Raw genomic sequence first — 17,414 nt, forward strand, 5'->3', positions numbered from 1 at the left:
GCCCCCGCTGAGGCTGGCTACATCCTCCAGATCAGGGTCACGCCGTAGGTCCTCGGCGGCGCATACGGCACGAGCACCTGGTGGTAGGGCGCAAACGCGGTGACGTAGGTCGCCACCAGCTCGTCGGTCAGGTTCTTGCCCCACGCCGCGAGCTCCCAACGCTTGTCGGGCGAGGTGATCGACACCCGGGCGTCGACGTCGATATAGCCTTCCTGCTTCTGCGTGGAGATGTTGGAGGCGTCGAAATACATCTTCGACTGGTTGGTGTAATCGACGCGGCCGAGCAGGCCCCAGCCTTGCATGTCGAAGCTGTATTGCGCGCCGAGATGCACCTTGTCCTTCGGCGAACGCGGCAGGACGTTGCCGGTGTAATTGGCTGTCGCGCCGTTGGCGAAGCTGGTGAACTTCGCGTCGAGCCTTGCGTAGCTGCCGTCGATTTCCAGGCCTTCGACCGGGGCGATCACCCACTCCAGCTCGGCGCCCCTGATCCTGGCCGTCGCCGCGTTTCCGACCACCACGCAGCACAGCGGGACCAGCGAGGAGACCTGGAGGTCCTTGTAGTCGGTCTGGAACACGGAGAGATTCAGGCGCAGCCGATTGTCCAGCCACTGGGTCTTGGCGCCGCCCTCGTAGCTCCAGGCGTATTCCGGATCATAGGGCGTCGCCTGGCTCAGCGCCGAACCAGCGATGCCCTGGAAGCCGCCGCTCTTGAAGCCGCGCGTCGCCGACACGTAGACCAGCGCGCCCTTCGTCGCCTGCCAGTCCAAGGCGTAGCGCGGCGTCAGGGCGTTCCAGGACTTGGAGCCAGTGACGTCGTAGTTGGCGACGAGCGGCGGCGGGAGGCCGGGGCCGGACACCTTCTGGCCGATGAAATGGCCGTCCTTCTTTTCCCAGGTCTGGCGCAGGCCGGCCGTTGCGGTCAGGGTGTCGGTAATCGCGAAGCTGGCCTGTCCGAAGACCGCCCAGCTGCGGCCCTTGACCCTCTGCGGATAGGTCGCCACGCCGGTGATCGAGGGCGCCGGGAAGTCCTGCTGCAGGATCTCGGTGCGGTCGTTGTCTTCGTTGAGGTAGTACGCGCCAACCTGCCCCTTCAGCCGGTTGTCGAAGCCGCCAAAGGCCAGCCGGACCTCCTGGCTGAACTGCTTGTCCTTCTCGTGGTCGGTCTCCGTCGATTCGATCTCGTTGGGCGGGTTCACCGGGTTGGAGAAGAACGGCGTCTTGAAGTTGAGCGTCACATTGCGGTAGGCGGTGATCGAGGTCACGACGCCGATGGGCGTCGTCCAGTTCACCTCGCCCCGGTAGGTCTGCAGCCAGCGGCGCAGGTAGCCGTCGGTGAAGGCGTCGACCACGCGCGGATCCGGGTTGATGCCGACGCAGTGGATCCCGCCCGCGAAGGTGGGGTCACAGATATTGTGCCGGGGATTGCCCCTCTGGTCCTGCATGGTGAAATCCGTGGCGAGCACGATGTCGAGGTTGTCGCTCGGCAGCAGGCGGAGCGCCGCCGTCACCGTCTTCAGGTCTTCGTTGTCGACGTCGTGATGGGTCGTCTCGTTGAACTCGTAACCATCGTGCAGCTTCAGCGAGGCCCCGAGCGACAGGAAAACCTTGTCGGAGATCGGCGTGTTGCCGCGCGCATTGATCACGCGGCGGTTGTAGTTGCCAAGCTCGCCCTCGATCCGCAGCGAGGTCTCGTTCTGCGGCTTGCGGGTCACGTATTGGATCAGGCCGCCGACGGTGTTCTTTCCGAACAGCGTGCCCTGCGGGCCGCGTAGCACCTCGATGCGCTCCAGGTTGAGCGCGTCGATGTCAGGCGTGCCGCCGCGACCGGCGTAGACCCCGTCGACGAACACGACGACCGAGGCGTCCCCGCCGGCGTTCTGGCTGATCCCGAAGGCCGAGCCGATGCCGCGGATGGCCAGGTTGGACTGGATCGGGTCCACCGCGCCGGCGCTGAAGCCGGGCGTCCGAAGGGCGATGTCCTGCAGGTTCTCAATGGACTGGCGTTCAAGCGTGGCGGCGGAAAACGCAGTGACCGCGATCGGCACCTTCTGGATGTTTTCCTCGACCCGTTGGGCGGTGACGACGAGTTCCGAGATCTCGGCGGGCTTCGTCTGCGCGGCGGCATGGCCGGCGGCGAAAATCGCGACGCTCAGCGCAAGGCGCGAGACGCCATAGGCTAGATGCTTGGTCATTTGCAGCCTCCCCAGCGATCTCATCGTGGGCGTGAGATCTGCTTCGAAGCCGACAAGCTACACCGGAAATAGATAGATTACTAAGTATTCAGGCGTGCATTCGGCGCGCCGACACCCAGCGCGAGCGCTTCGGCGCGCGGACACCTTCAGGCGGCGGCGGGCAGGCGGCGCTCGGAGGCCTCGACCGCCCGGGCGAAGGGCTTCAGGCCGAGCGTCAGGATCAACGCCGAAACCGGCAGCGCCACCGCGGTGACGATCGCCAGGCCGTAGCGCAGCGCGGCGTCGTCGTGGAAGACTTTGTCGGTGACCAGGGCGATGGCGGTGGGACCGAGCCCCAGCCCGATCAGGTTGGCGGCCAGGAAGTACAGCGCCACGATCCGCGCCCGCAGCCGGTTCGGCGCGATCATCTGCAAGGCCGCGCCTGCGACGCCGCCGTGGATGGTGCCCAGCAACATTCCAGCGATCATGAGGGCCAGCGCCAGGGGCTCCGTCGGGGCCAGGGCCATCCCCACGAACAGCGGCAGGAGGAGCAAGGCATTCAGGCGGATCACCCTGAGGTGAGCGTCCTTGTAACCCCGGCGGTAAAGATGGTCGGCAAGCCAGCCGCCGATCAGCAGTCCGCAGCTCCCGCACACGGCGGTCGCGGCGCCGAACCACAGTCCGGCCTGGGGGACGGGCATGCCATAGGTCCGATGCAGGAACTGCGGAATCCAGGCCATCGCGCCGTACATCACCAGCGCCACTAGCGACATGCCGCCGAAGTGCGCCAGGAGCGCGGTCGGGTGCGCTCGAAGAAAGGCGACGAACTCGCCGGGCGCGACCTCATCGGTTGCGCCAAGCCGCCGGGGTTCGCGGACCGTCATCGCCACCAGCGCCGCAACCAGCAGGCCGGGAGTTCCGATACAGAGGAACGTCAGACGCCAGGGCGCCAGGACTCCCAGGACCGGCAGCACGACGGGCGGACCCTCGGTCACGAACTTCACGACCAGTGAGCCGGCCACCAGGGCGACGCCCGAACCTAGCGGAACTCCGATGGAGTACACGGCCATGGCGCGGCCCAGCTTGTCCCGCGCGAAGTAGTCGCCCAGCAGGGAGTAGGCCGCGGGCGACAGCGTGGCCTCGCCAACCCCCACGCCGATCCGGACCAGGAACAGGGCGGCGTAGTTTCGCGCCAGGGCGCAGGCGGCGGTCATCAGGCTCCAGGCCGCTATGCCGGCGACGATCAAGCCGCGCCGGCCGCCGCGGTCGGCCAGCCACCCCAGGGGAATCCCGAGCGCGCTGTAGAATATCGCGAAGGCGAACCCCATCAGCAGGCTCATCTGGGTGTCCGAAATGCCCAGGTCGGCGCGGATCGGCCCCACCAGCAGGCTGAGGATCATCCGGTCGATGAACGACAGGGTGTAGGCCAGCAGCAGGATCGCCACGACGTACCAGGCGTAGGCCGCCGACGGCGCCTGGGCGACGGGGACGGCCCCTTCGGCCGCGACGCTAGTCAAGGGCTGCAATCCGATAGCGTACGCCCCGTGCGGTCCGGCGACCGACGCCGACGGCCACCACGGCGTTCAGCCATGCGTACCGGTCGTCCCCCGTCTCGAACGTAGGCTGGATGCGGAAATAATAGCTGTCGGCCGGCAACTGCTCGACTTTGGCAAGGTCGCGGAAATCCGCCAGCGCGGCCGGTGGGATGACCAGCCGCCCGCCGTAGGTCACGTAGATCAGGCCGCCGTCGTGGGTCTTCCAGATCGAGCGCACGTCGATCAGGGTGACGGCGGCGCCGTCCGGCCCGGCGCCAAGTTCGGACCAGTCACCACCGCCGGGGAGCACTTCTCCGCGCAGCCGTTCGCCATCGATCACGCCACCCGCGATGTAGCTGACCCGGCGATTGCGCCAGGGCGAGCGGCCAAGCGCCACCGGGGCGTCGTCTTCCAATTGAATCTCGACGGTGCAGAGTGGCCGCGACCTCAGGAGGTCCGTTTCCTGCGCCGCCATGCGATTCCTCCTGGAACAGAATGCTTAGCAATCTACATTTTTTATTCCGACGGAATAGGCGCAGTCGGCGCGTGCGCGCCACAACACCGCCATGCTGCGTGAACTGCTCGGTCGTCAGGTGTCGTAGCGGACGACAGATGTCGCCATAGCGATCGGGCATACGCTCTCCAGAATTGCGGAGCGGCGAACCGCCGTCCACGTTGGACGCAGATGGAACACGTCCTTCAAGCGTTGCGGATGGCGGCCGCCATGGGATGGCTGCTGGTCTGGCCGTTGATCCTGGGCTTCGGGATCTCCGCGGCGATCCAAGCGGTGGTCTCGCACGGCGAGATGGCCAAGCTCCTGCCGGACGACCGTCCGAGGTCGCTCCTCAAGGCGGCGCTGCTGGGCGCGGCCTCCTCGTCATGTTCCTACGCCGCGGTCGCCATCGCGCGGTCGATGTTCCGGAAGGGGGCCAATTTCAACGCCGCCATGGCCTTCCAATTCGCCTCGACCAATCTCGTGTTGGAACTCGGCATCGTGCTTTGGGTGATGCTGGGCTGGCGGTTTACGGCAGCGACCTGGGCCGGCGGGATAGTGATGATCGTCATCCTCTCGGTCCTTCTGCGTCTCTTCATGCGCGAAAGCCTGGTTAAGGAGGCCAGGGCCCAGGCCGAGAAGGGCGTCGCGGGGCGCATGGAAGGCCATGCGGATATGGACATGGCCGTCACCGAAGGACCGCTCCTCAAGCGGCTGTTTTCCCCCAAGGGTTTCACCGCCACCTCCCACTACTTCGTGATGGATTGGGCGTCGGTCTGGGTGGACCTGCTCCTGGGATTTCTGATCGCCGGCGCCTTGGCTGCGTGGGTCCCGAACTCAGTATGGGCCGCGGTGTTCTTCACCGATCACCCCGTGCTCGCCAAGCTCGTCGGTCCACTGTTGGGGCCGTTGGTGGCAGTCGCCTCGTTCGTCTGCTCGGTCGGAAACGTGCCGTTGGCGGCGGTGCTGTGGAACGGGGGCGCGAGCTTCGGTGGCGTGATCTCCTTCATCTTCGCCGACCTGATCATCCTGCCGATCCTCGACATCTATCGCCGCTATTACGGGCTGAAGGTGGCGGCCATCCTGTTCGTGCTGTTCTACGCCGCCATGGCGCTCGCCGGCTATGTCGTCGAACTGGCGTTCGGCGCCGCCGGACTGGTTCCGAGCACGCGCGCGGCGCATGTGGCCGACCTGGGCTTCTCCTGGAACTACACGACGTGGCTCAACCTCGGCTTCATGATCATCGCCGCGGTGCTGGTCTGGCGCTTCCTACGGACCGGCGGCCCGGACATGCTGCGGCATATGGGCGGCGGCGGCAGCCCGCACGCGGAGCACGACGGCCACACGCACAGCGGAACGGCCTGAAAGGGCAGGACCGCCGCGGGGCATCCCATGGCTTTCAGCGCGCCAGCTCCTGGCTGGTGAAGTGCGGACTTACACATTCCCTGGCGCAGTCGTTTGCGTGAGTTGGCGCGCCAGGTAGCTCACCGTCTTGCGGCCGCCGTCCAGCGAGCCGGTGCCGACCTCGGTGAAGCCAAGGTCTGCGTGGAAGGCGTCCGACGCAGGATTGGGAGGGTTGGAGTTGACCTCGCAGACGACCCGATCGTGCCCGGCTTGAAGGGCCTGCTCGAACAGGTCGACGTACAGCCGCCGTGCATGGCCGCGTCCGCGGGCGTGAGAGGCGACAACGATCCGATCCACGTACACGAAGCGCCGATAACGAGAGCGGAACCACAGGAAATTCGGGCCGTCGTAGTCGGCGTCCTGGTCGAACGCCAGCAGCAGGGCGTCAGCGTCCCCGATTCGCTTCGCCACGAACGCCTCCGCCACCAGATGCCAAAGCCGATCAGGCTCCAGCCAGGAGAGTTCCACGGCATGAGCGTTGTTCAGCGCGAGCAGGGCATGGCTCAACGCCCCCGATCCCCTCAGGTCCGCCGCCGCGACGGGCGTCAGGTCACCACTCATCGCCACTTTCCAGACCTTGGAAGCCGAGCGCCGGCCGTCACTCGCCCCTCCGTAGGGCGGCGAATTTTCTGCGTCGCGCCATGCACCTTTTTGCGTGACCGATCAGTTTGCACACTGCAAGCGCGCGAGGTGAAACATGGGTCCAGACGATGCGCTGTCCGTGTCGCGCCGGCACATCGTGGCCGGAGGCGCAGCCACCGCTACGGCCGCCAGCCTGGCGGGACCCGCGGCTGCCGTGAAGGATGCCCAACCTCCCGGGCGAGCGCCCGCCATGGTCGCGGTGCGCCTCAAAGTGAACGGCAAGGACAGCGCCCTGACGCTGGATCCTCGCACCACCCTGCTCGACGCTCTGCGCGAGCACATCCACCTGACCGGGACCAAGAAGGGCTGCGACCACGGCCAGTGCGGCGCCTGCACGGTGATGGTGGACGGGCGGCGGATCAATTCGTGCCTCACCCTGGCCGTGATGCACGAGGGCGACGAGATCACCACCATCGAGGGGCTGGGCCAGCCTGACCACCTGCATCCCATGCAGGCGGCGTTCGTAAGGCACGACGGCTATCAGTGCGGCTATTGCACGCCGGGGCAGATCTGCTCGGCCGTGGCGATGCTGGACGAGATCCGGGCCGGCGTCCCCAGCCATGTGAGCGCCGACCTGGTGGCGGCGCCGCAGCCCTCCCTCGAGGAGCTGCGCGAGCGGATGAGCGGGAACATCTGCCGCTGCGGCGCCTACTCGAACATCATCGACGCAATCCGCGACGTGGCGGGAGCCAGGGCATGAAGGCCTTCACCTATGAGCGGGCCGCGTCGCCGGCCGAGGCCGCAGCCGCCGCTGTACGCACCCCCGGCGCGAAGTTCATCGCCGGCGGCACCAACCTGCTGGACCTGATGAAGCTCGAGATCGAGACGCCGCAACATCTCATCGACGTTAGCCGGCTGGACCTCGACAAGATCGCCGAGACGCCGGAAGGCGGCCTGCGGATCGGCGCCCTGGCGCGCAACACCGACCTGGCGGCCGACAAGCGCGTGAGGAAGGACTATGGCGTGCTGAGCCGGGCGCTGCTGGCCGGCGCCTCGGGCCAGCTGCGCAACAAGGCGACCACGGCGGGCAATCTGCTGCAGCGGACGCGCTGCCCCTATTTCTACGACACCACCCAGGCCTGCAACAAACGCCAGCCGGGCACGGGCTGCGCGGCCCTGGCCGGGTTCAACCGCAACCTGGCGATCATGGGGACGAGCGACCAGTGCATCGCCACTCATCCCAGTGACATGGCGGTGGCCATGCGGTTGCTGGACGCGCAAATCGAGACCGTGCGGGCCGGCGCGCCTGCGCGGACCATCCCCATCGCCGAGTTCCATCGCCTGCCCGATGGGGCGCCGCAGCTGGACACCACCCTGGAGCCTGGGGAGCTGATCACCGCAGTGACCCTGCCCAAGCCCTTGGGCGGCGCGCACATCTACCGGAAGGTCCGCGACCGCGCCTCCTACGCCTTCGCCCTGATCTCGGTGGCGGCGGTGATCACCCCGGGGGGCGGCGGACGGCTCGCCTTCGGCGGCCTGGCGCACAAGCCCTGGCGGGTTGAGGCGGCGGAGAGCCGGATCGGCCAGGGCGCGAAGGCCACGGCCGCCGCTGTGCTGGCCGGCGCCAGGACCACGCCGCAGAACGCCTTCAAGACGCAGTTGGTCGAGCGGACGCTGGACGCCGTTCTCGACGAAGCCAGGGCCTGACCGATGAGGTTCGACACCCCCGCGCAGACCAACGAGATCGACCGGTTGAAGGTTGTCGGCAAGCCCGTGGACCGCATCGAGGGCAAGCTGAAAACCACGGGCAAGGCGCCCTACGCCTACGAGCGCCACGATGTGGCGCCGAACGCGGCCTACGGCTACATGCTGGGCTCGGCCGTCGCCAAGGGACGGATCGAGGGCATCGACCTTAGCCAGGCGCGGCGTGCGCCGGGCGTGCTGACCATCGTCACCTATGAGAACGCCGGCAAGCTCGGCAAGGCCGAGGCCAACACCGCCAGGCTGATGGCCGGGCCGGAGGTGCAGCATTTCGACCAGGCGGTGGCCGTGGTGGTGGCCGAGACCTTCGAACAGGCCCGGGCGGCGTCGAAGCTGATCCGGGTGCGCTACGCCAAGACGAACGGCGCCTACGACCTGGCCGCCGCTCGGCGGACCGCGGTGATGCCCGAGGCCAACGAGTACATGGGTCAGGCCGACACGGCGGTCGGCGATTTCGCCGCCGCCTTCGCCGCGGCCCCGGTGAAGGTCGACGAGACCTACACCACCCCCGACCAGTGCCACGCCATGATGGAGCCGCACGCCACGACCGCGGCCTGGGACGGCGACAAGCTGACCCTGTGGACCTCCAACCAGATGATCGCCTGGGGGGTGCGGGACGTGAGCGAGACCCTGCTCATCCCCAAGGAGAACATCCACATCGTGTCGCCCTATGTCGGCGGTGGGTTCGGCGCGAAGCTGTGGGTGCGCTCCGACGCCCTGATGGCGGCCCTGGGCGCCCGGGCCGCGGGACGGCCGGTGAAGGTGGCGCTGGCGCGCGGCCAGGTGTTCAACAACACCACCCATCGGCCGGCGACCATCCAGCGGATCCGCATCGGGGCCGGCCGCGACGGCAGGATCGCCGCCATCGGCCACGAGAGCTGGTCCGGCGACCTGGCCGGCGGCGGGCCGGAGCTGGCGGTCAACCAGACCCGGCTGCTCTACGCGGGTCCCAATCGGATGACCGCCTATCGGCTGGCCACTCTCGACCTGCCGGAGGGCAACGCCATGCGCGCGCCCGGCGAGGCCCCGGGGATGATGGCGCTGGAGATCGCCATGGACGAGGCGGCCGAGAAGCTGAAGATCGATCCCGTCCAGTTTCGGATCCTCAATGACACCCAGTTCGATCCGGAGGCGGGGTCGAAGCGGCCGTTCTCGCACCGCAACCTCGTCGGCTGCCTGCAGACCGGCGCCGAGCGGTTCGGCTGGAGCAGGCGCAACCCGACGCCGGCCCAGGTGCGCGAAGGCCGCTGGCTGGTGGGCATGGGCATGGCCTCGGCCTTCCGCGGCAACCTCACCGAGACGTCCGCCGCGCGGGTGGGCGTCGATGGCAAGGGCGTGGTGACGGTCGCCACCGACATGACCGACATCGGCACCGGCAGCTACACGGTGATCGCCCAGACCGCCGCGGAGATGATGGGCGTGCCGATGGACAAGGTGGTCGTGCTGCTGGGGGATTCCAGCTTTCCGGTCTCCGCCGGTTCCGGCGGCCAGTGGGGCGGCAACAGCGCCACGGCAGGGGTCTATGCGGCCTGCGTGAAGCTGCGCGGACTGGTGGCGCAGAAGGCCGGCTTCAACGCGGCGGACGTGGTGTTCGATGGCGGCAAGGTGAGCTCCGGCGGGCGCAGCGTGACCTTGGCCGAGGCCGCCGGCGAGGCCGGCCTGTCGGCGGAGGACGCCATCGAGTTCGGCGACCTGGCCAAGACCTATGCGCAAGCGACATTCGGCGCCCACTTCGCCGAGGTGGGGGTGGATGCCGCCACCGGCGAGATCCGTGTGCGTCGGATGAGCGGCGTCTTCGGCGCCGGACGCATCCTCAATCCCAAGGCGGCGCGCAGCCAGGTGATCGGCGCCATGACCATGGGCGTGGGCGCAGCCCTGATGGAGGAGGCGGTGATCGACCAGCGGTCGGGCTGCTTCATCAACCACGACATGGCCGAGTACCAGGTGCCGGTGCACGCCGACATCCCGCACCAGGAGGTGATCTTCCTGGACGAGGTGGACGACAAATCCTCGCCGATGAAGGCCAAGGGCGTTGGCGAACTGGGCATCTGCGGCGTCGCAGCGGCGGTCGCCAACGCCGTCTACAACGCCTGCGGCGTGCGGATCCGGGAATATCCTCTGACCCTGGACAAGCTGCTCGCCGGGCTCCCTGCCACCCATCGGCAGGCGGCTAAGGCTTCAGGAGCTGCCGAGTGAGCGATGGGGCTGTGGGCCTCGAGGCCTTGAAGCGCCGCCGCTCATAGCTCGACCATGTCGAAGTCCGACTTGGGCGTGCCGCACATCGGACAGACCCAGTCGTCCGGAATGTCGGCCCAGCGTGTTCCCGCGGGCAACCCTTCGCCGGGATCGCCGGCGGCCTCGTCGTAGAGGTAGCCGCAGGTGCGGCACTGCCAGACTTTGAAAGCTTCAGTCATGGGCCTCGGTGCATCTTGAAACGGATCGGCACGGCCTTCGGTCCGCAGACGAAGGACGCCATCATCCGCTTAGGTTCGCCGTCCAGCTCCACGGAGTCCAGGCGCGCGAAAAGTTCCCCTTCAGCCAGCTGCGGACGATGAGCCGCCCAGGCGCGGCGACCTGCCGCCCGGATGCCCAATTTGGGGGCGCCCCGTCTGCCAGCAAGGCACTTTTGGGCGCCTGACATCAATCCCGGCAAAAAACGTCGCCGGAATGTTGTCTATACATAACACGAAATGCTTGGTGGGGGTCAGCGTCTGAGCGCGCCGGATCGTACTGCGCCGCCACGCTGCGCGTTTTTGGGGGAATTTACATGCAAAATCCAATCGGGCTTCCCGCGCGACGGCTGCGGGCCTCCCAGCTGAGCGGAGCCCGCAGCGGCCTCGAGCGAGGGACGAAGGTCCGCGCCCTGTGCGCCGCGTCTGTCCTCGCCTTCTGTTTCATGAGCAGCGGCGCCGCGTCCGCCGCCGAAGACGCCGCTGCCGCCGGCGCGTCCGGGGCCGCGGCCGTCGAAGAGCTTCAGGTCACCGGCCATAAGCTCGAGGACTCGTTGCCCGAGGAACTCGCCCAGACCGGGGTCAAGGTCGACGTCATCACCGACCTGGCCATCCGCAACGGCGGCTATATCGACATCGCCCAGTCGCTGCAGGCCCTCGCGCCCGGGCTCTACATCCAGGCGAAGAACGGCCCGTTCGACTACGTCGACATCTCGCTACTCGGATCGCGGACCCAGGACGTGCTCTGGCTGGTGGACGGGATCCGGATCAACAACCGGCTGTACGCCGGGACGACCCCGCTCGACACCATGCCCGCCAGCATGGTCAGCAGGATCGAAGTGCTGGAAGGCGGCCAGGCGCTTTTCTACGGCACCCAGGCAGTCGCCGGCGCGGTTAACGTGGTGACGCGTCCGTTCTCCACCTCGCCCGCCGGAATGGCCACGATCGGGGCGGACACCAACGGCGGGCGCCACCTCGACAGCTTCTTCAGCAACAGCATCGGCCGCAGCCAGTTCGTCGTCTACGGCTCGGCTGACACCTCGAGCGGCTTCGACGCCTTCCGCAAGCAGGACTACCAGCCCAGCGCGACGGACCGTAGCCGCGGCTATGACGTCTACACCCTCGGCGGCAAGTACGCGTACAACTTCACGGATCAGATCCAGCTCAGCGCCGCCTATCAACACACGGACGCGAAGCTGGACTATGCCCTGCCGTACCGGGTCTCCCGCGAGGTCAACACGCGCCAGGAGGACCTCGTTTCCCTGAAATTAGACTACGACGTGAATGATCGGCTGAGCTTTTACGTCAAGGGTTACTACCACAAATGGCATACGACCTATGAAACCGAATACAATGACCTTGCCAAGCCGGGCACGATCGACGTCCTCTACCATGATGCGTTCTGGGGCTACAAAGACTACGGCGTAAACGTCCTGGGCAAGCTCCTGCTGACGAAGGGTGTGGAGACCTACTTCGGATACGACGTGCAGTCCTACGGCGGGCGCGACGACGTGCTGGTCATAACCCAGCAGGACGAGACGACGCAGGCGGGGTTCGCGCAGTTGCGGCTGACCCATGACCTGATCCCGAACCTCAACCTGGCCGCGGGCGTGCGCTACAGTTCGCCAAGCGTCGGGCGGTCGGCCACGATCTGGAACGTCAGCGGGCAATACGACCTGCCCTGGTCGATGTACGTCAAGGGCGACGTCGGCACGAATTTCCGTCTCCCGACCGCCGAAGAGCTGTTCGCCAACGACCCGCAGGACGAGCGGGGCAACCCCGGTCTCCAGCCGGAGAGCAGTTCGAGCCTGAATGCTTCGTTCGGGGGCCTGTTCGACATGGCGTCACGGCCGGTCAACTGGGAGGTCACCGGCTTCGCGCGCAACATCAAGAACCTGATCAACTACGCCACCTTCGACGCCGCGACCGGCCAGGACGTGTTCGGCAACGTCGCCGGCACGGTCCGGGTCCGCGGCTATGAGGCGTCGGTGAACGCCGAGCTGTCCGACGCCGTCTCGACGAAGGTGAGCTACACCCACAACAGCTCGCATCCCGAAGGCGCGCCGCAGCTCATAAAAATTCCGACGTCGCTTGCCAAGGTATTCCTGGACTATCACCCGCCGGAACTGCCCATCGGCGTGACCCTTTCGGCAATCTACACTGGCGACGTATACAACACCGTCTCGGGGAAAAGGCTGGATTACGGAAATTACGGCGTGTTCGATCTTTCGGGTCGGTATTTCTTCGGAAAAGACCGACATCAGACCCTGAACCTCAGCGTGCAAAATCTCTTCGATCGCCAATATGGGAAGCCGGCGAAGGGGTGCCTGGACGTGCCGACCGACAGCCCCAACGCCTGCAGCGCGCCCTACACCTACGTGAACCTTGGCCTGCCGCGGACCTTCCGGGCGACCTACAGCTACGAATTCTAGCGCCGCCAAGCGTCTGCAGGTTTCGCCGCCACGGATCGTGGCGGCGAGCGCCTATCTGGCCCGCGAGGGCGTGAACTTCGCCACCAGGTCGAAGCTGTCGCCCGGAAAGGTTTGCCGGACCTGGGTGATGGGGACGCCGTCGCGCCAGGTACGCCGCTCCAGCGATAGGCAGGCCGTGCCCTTGGCGATGTCCAGCAGCTTCGCCGTCGTGTCGGAGGCGCCGACGGCGGCGATGCGGTGCTCAGCGGCCGTCCAGGGGACGTGTCCCAGGAGCCAGGCGCCCGGCGATGTGACCTCGAAATCCACCGCCACAACCTCCGGCACCGCCGCGCAGCTGATGAGCCGGTCCTCAAGCGCGAACGGGCGGCCGTTGGCGCTGTGCAGGCATTGCAGGGCGATCAGCCGCCCGGCGCCCGCCAATTCCCGCTCCGCCGTCTTGCCTTGGGCGGGCTTTCGCAGGCTGCGGCGCAGGAGCGTGTAGGCGTAGGTCTGCCCGCGCTCGAGAATTTCCGCCTGGATGTCGGGGATATCCAGGATCGCGGAGTGGATGGGCGGCTGGGCCACGAACGAACCGGCGCGCTTGCGGCGAACCACCAGGCCGGCGTTCACCAGCTCTCCGATGGCCTTGTTCACGGTCATTCTGGAGCAGCGGTACTGCTGGACCAGCTCGTGCTCGAAAGGGATCCGATAGCCGGGCTTCCAGGCTCCGGACAGGATCTGCTTTTCGATGTTCGATCGGATTTGCTGGTGCAGGGTGTGGCCCGCAACACGCAGGCGGGCGTCCGGGGTGGGCTCCGGGGCAGGCTTCGTCACGCGAGGTGATCTCCAGGGGGCATCGGGTCGCTCAACGGTGGTTCCGGCGACCATGGACTTGAGGACTGCGGGTACGCTCAGGCCGCCGTTCAACCTACGACCAGGCAGGGGCCTATCACACTCAATTATTTCAGCCACAAGACCGTCTGGACATGGCTTTGGCGCGCCTCGATGTGGCAAGCCAGCGGCGGGGAGGCGGGCGGATTGTGTGGATTGTGATCGAAGTCGAGGCGGGAACGCCCGGATTATGCGCACCGCGCGACTGTCGGGCCGCACCGCACCTTCCGGCGTGCAGTTTGCTGTTGTCTATACATAATGACCGCACCACGGTCAGCAGCCGACGCGGGTTCGTCAGGCGGCGTGGACGCGACATGGGGTGGTCATGGGCAGCGACGGCATGATGCGGCAGCCGCGGGGCGCGGCCGCCGTCGGGGACCTGGATTTCGGACCCGCGCGATCGGGCGACAGCCGGGTGGCGCTGAAGGACCGATTTCAGCAGACCATCATAACCATCCATCGCTGGCTGGGCGTGCTGGCCTGCATCCTGTTCGTCATGTGGTTCGTCAGCGGCCTGGTGCTGGCCTATGTGCGCTTCCCGGCCATGAGCCTCGAAGACCGGCTGGCGGTCCTGAAGCCGATCGACTGGCGCCAGGTGCAGGTCACGCCGGAGGCCGCGCTTGGCCGCCTCGGACTGCCGGAGTTCCCACAAGAACTGCGGCTGGAGATGTCGGGCGGCCAGCCGGTCTACCGGGTGACCGACTGGGCGAAGCATCATCACACCGTCTCGGCCGCCACCGGCCGTCCGATCGGCCAGGTCTCAGGCGAAGACGCCGTCCGCATCGTTCGCGAACAACTGGGCGCGCCTGCCGCGACGCTGGCGAAGCGCGACCTCAACCGCGACCAGTGGACGGTCACCGGCTATTGGAATGCGGACCGCCCATTCCACCTGATCCACCTGAACGACAAGGCCGGGACGCAGTACTACGTCTCGACGGCGACGGGCGAGATCGTGCTCGACACCCGCCGCTATCAGCGCGTGTGGAACTGGTTCGGGGCCATCCCGCACTGGCTCTATTTCGAGACCCTGCGCTGGAACACGCCGGCCTGGTCCTGGACCATCTACATCCTGGCCGGCGCCGGCATCTTCGTGGCGGTCAGCGGCCTTTGGATCGGCTTCAGCCGCCTGCGGCTGAGGCTGCGCTATGCCAATGGCCGCCGGACCCCTTTCTCGGGGTGGATGAAGTGGCACCACGTCTCAGGGGTCCTGGGGGGCGTCTTCCTCACCCTGTGGGTCGGCAGCGGCCTGTTCACGATGTACCCGGGCGGCGTGCTCGAAACGCGCGGCGTCCAGCGGGCCGAGCGCAACGCCTACGCCGGCGGGGCCGGCCCGTCGTTCGCCTGGCCGGGGATCGCCGCCCTGGAGGCGAACAACCGGGGCGCAAGGCGGGCGACCTTCCGCTGGGTTGGGGGCCGGCCCCTGATCGCGCTCGAGAACGGGGCCGGCAAGCCGCGCCTGGTCGACGCCGCCACCGGTCAGGCCGCAATCCTCTCGACCGCCCAGATCGTCGCGGCGGCGCGCAGGATCATGCCCGGCGCGCATGTCGCCGGCGCGACGCTGCTCACCCAGGGCGACGAATACTGGCACAGCGGCTTCTACAAGAAGAAGCTGCCCGTCGTGCGGGTGGTCTTCGACGATCCGGCGGCCACCTGGTTCCACTTCGACGCCGAGACCGGCGCGCTCCTGGGGCTGATGGACAAGACGTCCCGTCTGGACCGCTGGACGGTCGTCGCCATCCACGATCTGGACTGGAATTGGCTGCTGCAGCGCCGTCCCTGGTGGGACCTCGTCATGTTCGGCGTGACCCTGCCCGGGCTGCTGATCTCCATCACGGCGCTGACCATCGGCTATCGCCGCCTGCAGCGGACCGGCCTTGCGCCCGCGCCGGGCGGGGCCGCGGCGCTTTTCGAACGCTTCGCTCCGGCCGCGCCGAGCGTGCCGGCCCGCGCCGCCCCGGTGGTGCGCTCGGACCTGGTGCTGGTGGCTTATGCGAGCCAGACCGGGACCGCCAGGGGATTGGCCGACAAGACCGCGGCGTCGCTGGAGAACGCCGGACAGCGCACGGTCCTGCGCGACCTCGGACAGGTGGACGCCCGGCTGCTGGCCGAGGTCGGCCGGGCGATCTTCATCGTCGCCACCGCCGGCGACGGGGATGCGCCCGACCAGGCGACGGCGTTCGAACGGCGGGTGCTGCGCCGGTCCGAACCGCTGCCGGGCCTCGAGTACGGAATGCTGGCGCTGGGCGACCGGCAGTACCGGGCGTTCTGCGGCTTTGGCCATGTCGTCGACGACTGGCTGCAGGCCTGCGGCGCCCGGCGGCTGTTTCCGACGATCGAGATGCACGACCTGGATCCGCAGGCCCTGGCGCAATGGTCGCGAGGGCTCGCGGGCCTGACCGGACGCCTGGACGAGCTCGCCGTCGAACGCGCGCCCTTCCAGCCCTGGCGGCTGGCCGAGCGCCGCCACCTCAATCCCGGGAGCGCAGGCTGGCCGGTCTATCACCTGGAACTGGAGCCGCTGCCCGGCGGTCCGAAGTGGGAATCCGGCGACATCGTCCAGACCCTGGCGGTCACCTGGCCGGAGCATGTCGCAGGGGTTGGCGACGCCCGGCCCCGGGAGTTCTCCATCGCCTCTGAGCCCGGCGACGGGCGGGTGCATCTGCTGGTCCGTCAAATCCATGACGAGGCCGGCGAAGTGGGCGCGGCTTCGTCGCTGCTTACCCATCGGGCGGCGATCGGCGACGAGATTCCGCTCCGGCTGCGCAGCAACGTCGGCTTCCATCCGCCTACGGACGACCGGCCGATCCTGCTGATCGGCAACGGCACGGGCCTGGCGGGGCTGCGCTCGCACATCCGCAGGCGCGCGCGGCTGGGGCATCGCCGCAACTGGCTGATCTTCGGCGAGCGGAACGCCGCGGCGGATTGCCTCTACGGCGACGAACTCGCCGCGCTGCATGCGGCCGGGGACCTCGAGCGCCTGGACCTGGTGTTCTCCCGCGATCAAGCGGAGCGCCGCTATGTGCAGCATCGCATGGCCGAGTGCGCCGACGACCTGCGCGCGTGGATCGCCCAGGGTGCGGTGGTCTATGTCTGCGGCAGCGTCGACGGCATGGCCCCGGCGGTCACCGACACGCTGGCCGGCATCCTGGGCGAGCCGGCCTTCGACGAGCTGATCTCCCGCGGAGACTATCGCCGCGACGTCTACTGACCCGATCGCGAAAGCTCTACGACGAGCATGCGAGCCGCGCCGCGGCTGGGGACGAGCTCGATCCGATCGCCGCGGGCGAGCAGCAGGGCGTCTTCCGGGACAAGCTGTCGAGCCGATGGCCCGGCGCGGACCTCGCAGGCGTCCCGGACCAGGATCAGGCAGGCGTCCGTCTCGGCGGTCAGCGTCGCGGCTGAGCCGAGGCTACGGCGCTGAACGCGGGCCGACCAGGCGCCGCGCCGGCTCATCACGTTGAGGTCCGTCACCGCCCCGCCGACCAGGCTCGCCGCCGCGGCAACGTCGCCCGGGAATCCGAATGGATCGTCGTCCGGGCGCAGCAGCACCGGGGCCGCGCCCCCGATCCGCAGGGTCAGGCCATCGCCGTCCAGGACCGCCAGCGTGCGCTCGACACCTCCGAAGACCGAGAAAGGCCCGTCAGCGGCTACGAGCGCCGTGCTCACCCGCCATTCGAACGTCTCCAAGTCCGATCCGGTCGGATAGGCGGCGATCT

13 protein-coding genes and 1 pseudogene are annotated in these 17,414 nt (G+C 67.8%); 6 read left to right on the forward strand and 8 right to left on the reverse strand.

What is annotated here, in order from left to right:
• Positions 1 to 17: 17 nt before the first annotated feature.
• The 3 genes from JWP28_RS13655 to JWP28_RS13665 form a co-directional block, all read right to left on the reverse strand.
• Entirely contained in the window at positions 18 to 2,192 is a 2,175-nt protein-coding gene (locus JWP28_RS13655) for a TonB-dependent receptor (RefSeq protein ID WP_299543702.1), read from the reverse strand.
• 146 nt (positions 2,193 to 2,338) lie between these two features.
• Entirely contained in the window at positions 2,339 to 3,688 is a 1,350-nt protein-coding gene (locus JWP28_RS13660) for an MFS transporter (protein WP_299543704.1), read from the reverse strand.
• Entirely contained in the window at positions 3,681 to 4,181 is a 501-nt protein-coding gene (locus JWP28_RS13665) for a DUF3237 domain-containing protein (protein ID WP_299543706.1), read from the reverse strand. Before JWP28_RS13665 ends, JWP28_RS13660 begins: the two co-directional genes overlap by 8 nt.
• A gap of 210 nt (positions 4,182 to 4,391) precedes the next feature.
• Here JWP28_RS13665 and JWP28_RS13670 point away from each other — a divergent pair, with 210 nt between their 5' ends.
• Positions 4,392 to 5,564 carry a permease gene (locus tag JWP28_RS13670; RefSeq protein ID WP_299543707.1) on the forward strand — a complete coding sequence of 391 codons (1,173 nt, stop codon included), beginning with the start codon at positions 4,392 to 4,394 and terminating at the stop codon, positions 5,562 to 5,564.
• 69 nt (positions 5,565 to 5,633) lie between these two features.
• Here the strand turns inward: JWP28_RS13670 and JWP28_RS13675 are convergent, their stop codons facing one another.
• Positions 5,634 to 6,164 (reverse strand): GNAT family N-acetyltransferase, encoded by a 531-nt coding sequence (locus JWP28_RS13675; RefSeq protein WP_299543708.1) that lies wholly within the window; start codon positions 6,162 to 6,164, stop codon positions 5,634 to 5,636.
• A gap of 136 nt (positions 6,165 to 6,300) precedes the next feature.
• On the opposite strand from JWP28_RS13675, the gene paoA reads away from it, so the two are divergent.
• From paoA to paoC, 3 genes are read left to right on the forward strand one after another with little or no spacing between them, the layout of a single operon-like run.
• Positions 6,301 to 6,945 (forward strand): aldehyde dehydrogenase iron-sulfur subunit PaoA, encoded by a 645-nt coding sequence (gene paoA, locus JWP28_RS13680; protein WP_299543709.1) that lies wholly within the window; start codon positions 6,301 to 6,303, stop codon positions 6,943 to 6,945.
• Positions 6,942 to 7,892, forward strand: coding sequence for a xanthine dehydrogenase family protein subunit M (locus tag JWP28_RS13685; RefSeq protein WP_299543711.1), 951 nt, complete (start codon positions 6,942 to 6,944; stop codon positions 7,890 to 7,892). Before paoA ends, JWP28_RS13685 begins: the two co-directional genes overlap by 4 nt.
• A gap of 3 nt (positions 7,893 to 7,895) precedes the next feature.
• Positions 7,896 to 10,142 (forward strand): aldehyde oxidoreductase molybdenum-binding subunit PaoC, encoded by a 2,247-nt coding sequence (paoC, locus tag JWP28_RS13690; protein ID WP_299543712.1) that lies wholly within the window; start codon positions 7,896 to 7,898, stop codon positions 10,140 to 10,142.
• A gap of 41 nt (positions 10,143 to 10,183) precedes the next feature.
• Here paoC and JWP28_RS13695 read toward each other — a convergent pair whose 3' ends face one another.
• On the reverse strand, positions 10,184 to 10,360 hold the full coding sequence (locus JWP28_RS13695; protein WP_299543713.1) for a rubredoxin: 177 nt from the start codon (positions 10,358 to 10,360) through the stop codon (positions 10,184 to 10,186).
• Positions 10,357 to 10,476: pseudogene (locus JWP28_RS13700) on the reverse strand (hypothetical protein); the annotation flags it as partial. The pseudogene JWP28_RS13700 and the gene JWP28_RS13695, both read right to left, overlap by 4 nt.
• A 366-nt stretch (positions 10,477 to 10,842) precedes the next feature.
• Between JWP28_RS13700 and JWP28_RS13705 the strand changes: the two are divergent.
• Positions 10,843 to 12,828, forward strand: coding sequence for a TonB-dependent receptor (locus JWP28_RS13705; RefSeq protein ID WP_299543714.1), 1,986 nt, complete (start codon positions 10,843 to 10,845; stop codon positions 12,826 to 12,828).
• A gap of 51 nt (positions 12,829 to 12,879) precedes the next feature.
• Here the strand turns inward: JWP28_RS13705 and hutC are convergent, their stop codons facing one another.
• Positions 12,880 to 13,641: a histidine utilization repressor gene (hutC, locus tag JWP28_RS13710; RefSeq protein WP_299543716.1), complete on the reverse strand. Its 762-nt coding sequence runs from the start codon at positions 13,639 to 13,641 to the stop codon at positions 12,880 to 12,882.
• A gap of 382 nt (positions 13,642 to 14,023) precedes the next feature.
• On the opposite strand from hutC, the gene JWP28_RS13715 reads away from it, so the two are divergent.
• Entirely contained in the window at positions 14,024 to 16,906 is a 2,883-nt protein-coding gene (locus JWP28_RS13715) for a flavodoxin domain-containing protein (RefSeq protein WP_299543718.1), read from the forward strand.
• Here the strand turns inward: JWP28_RS13715 and JWP28_RS13720 are convergent.
• On the reverse strand, positions 16,900 to 17,414 hold a 515-nt coding region (locus tag JWP28_RS13720), incomplete at its 5' end, for a HutD family protein (RefSeq protein WP_299543719.1). The genes JWP28_RS13715 and JWP28_RS13720 overlap by 7 nt on opposite strands.

Origin of the sequence: Phenylobacterium sp., assembly GCF_028290885.1 — a bacterium.
Taxonomy (GTDB): domain Bacteria; phylum Pseudomonadota; class Alphaproteobacteria; order Caulobacterales; family Caulobacteraceae; genus Phenylobacterium.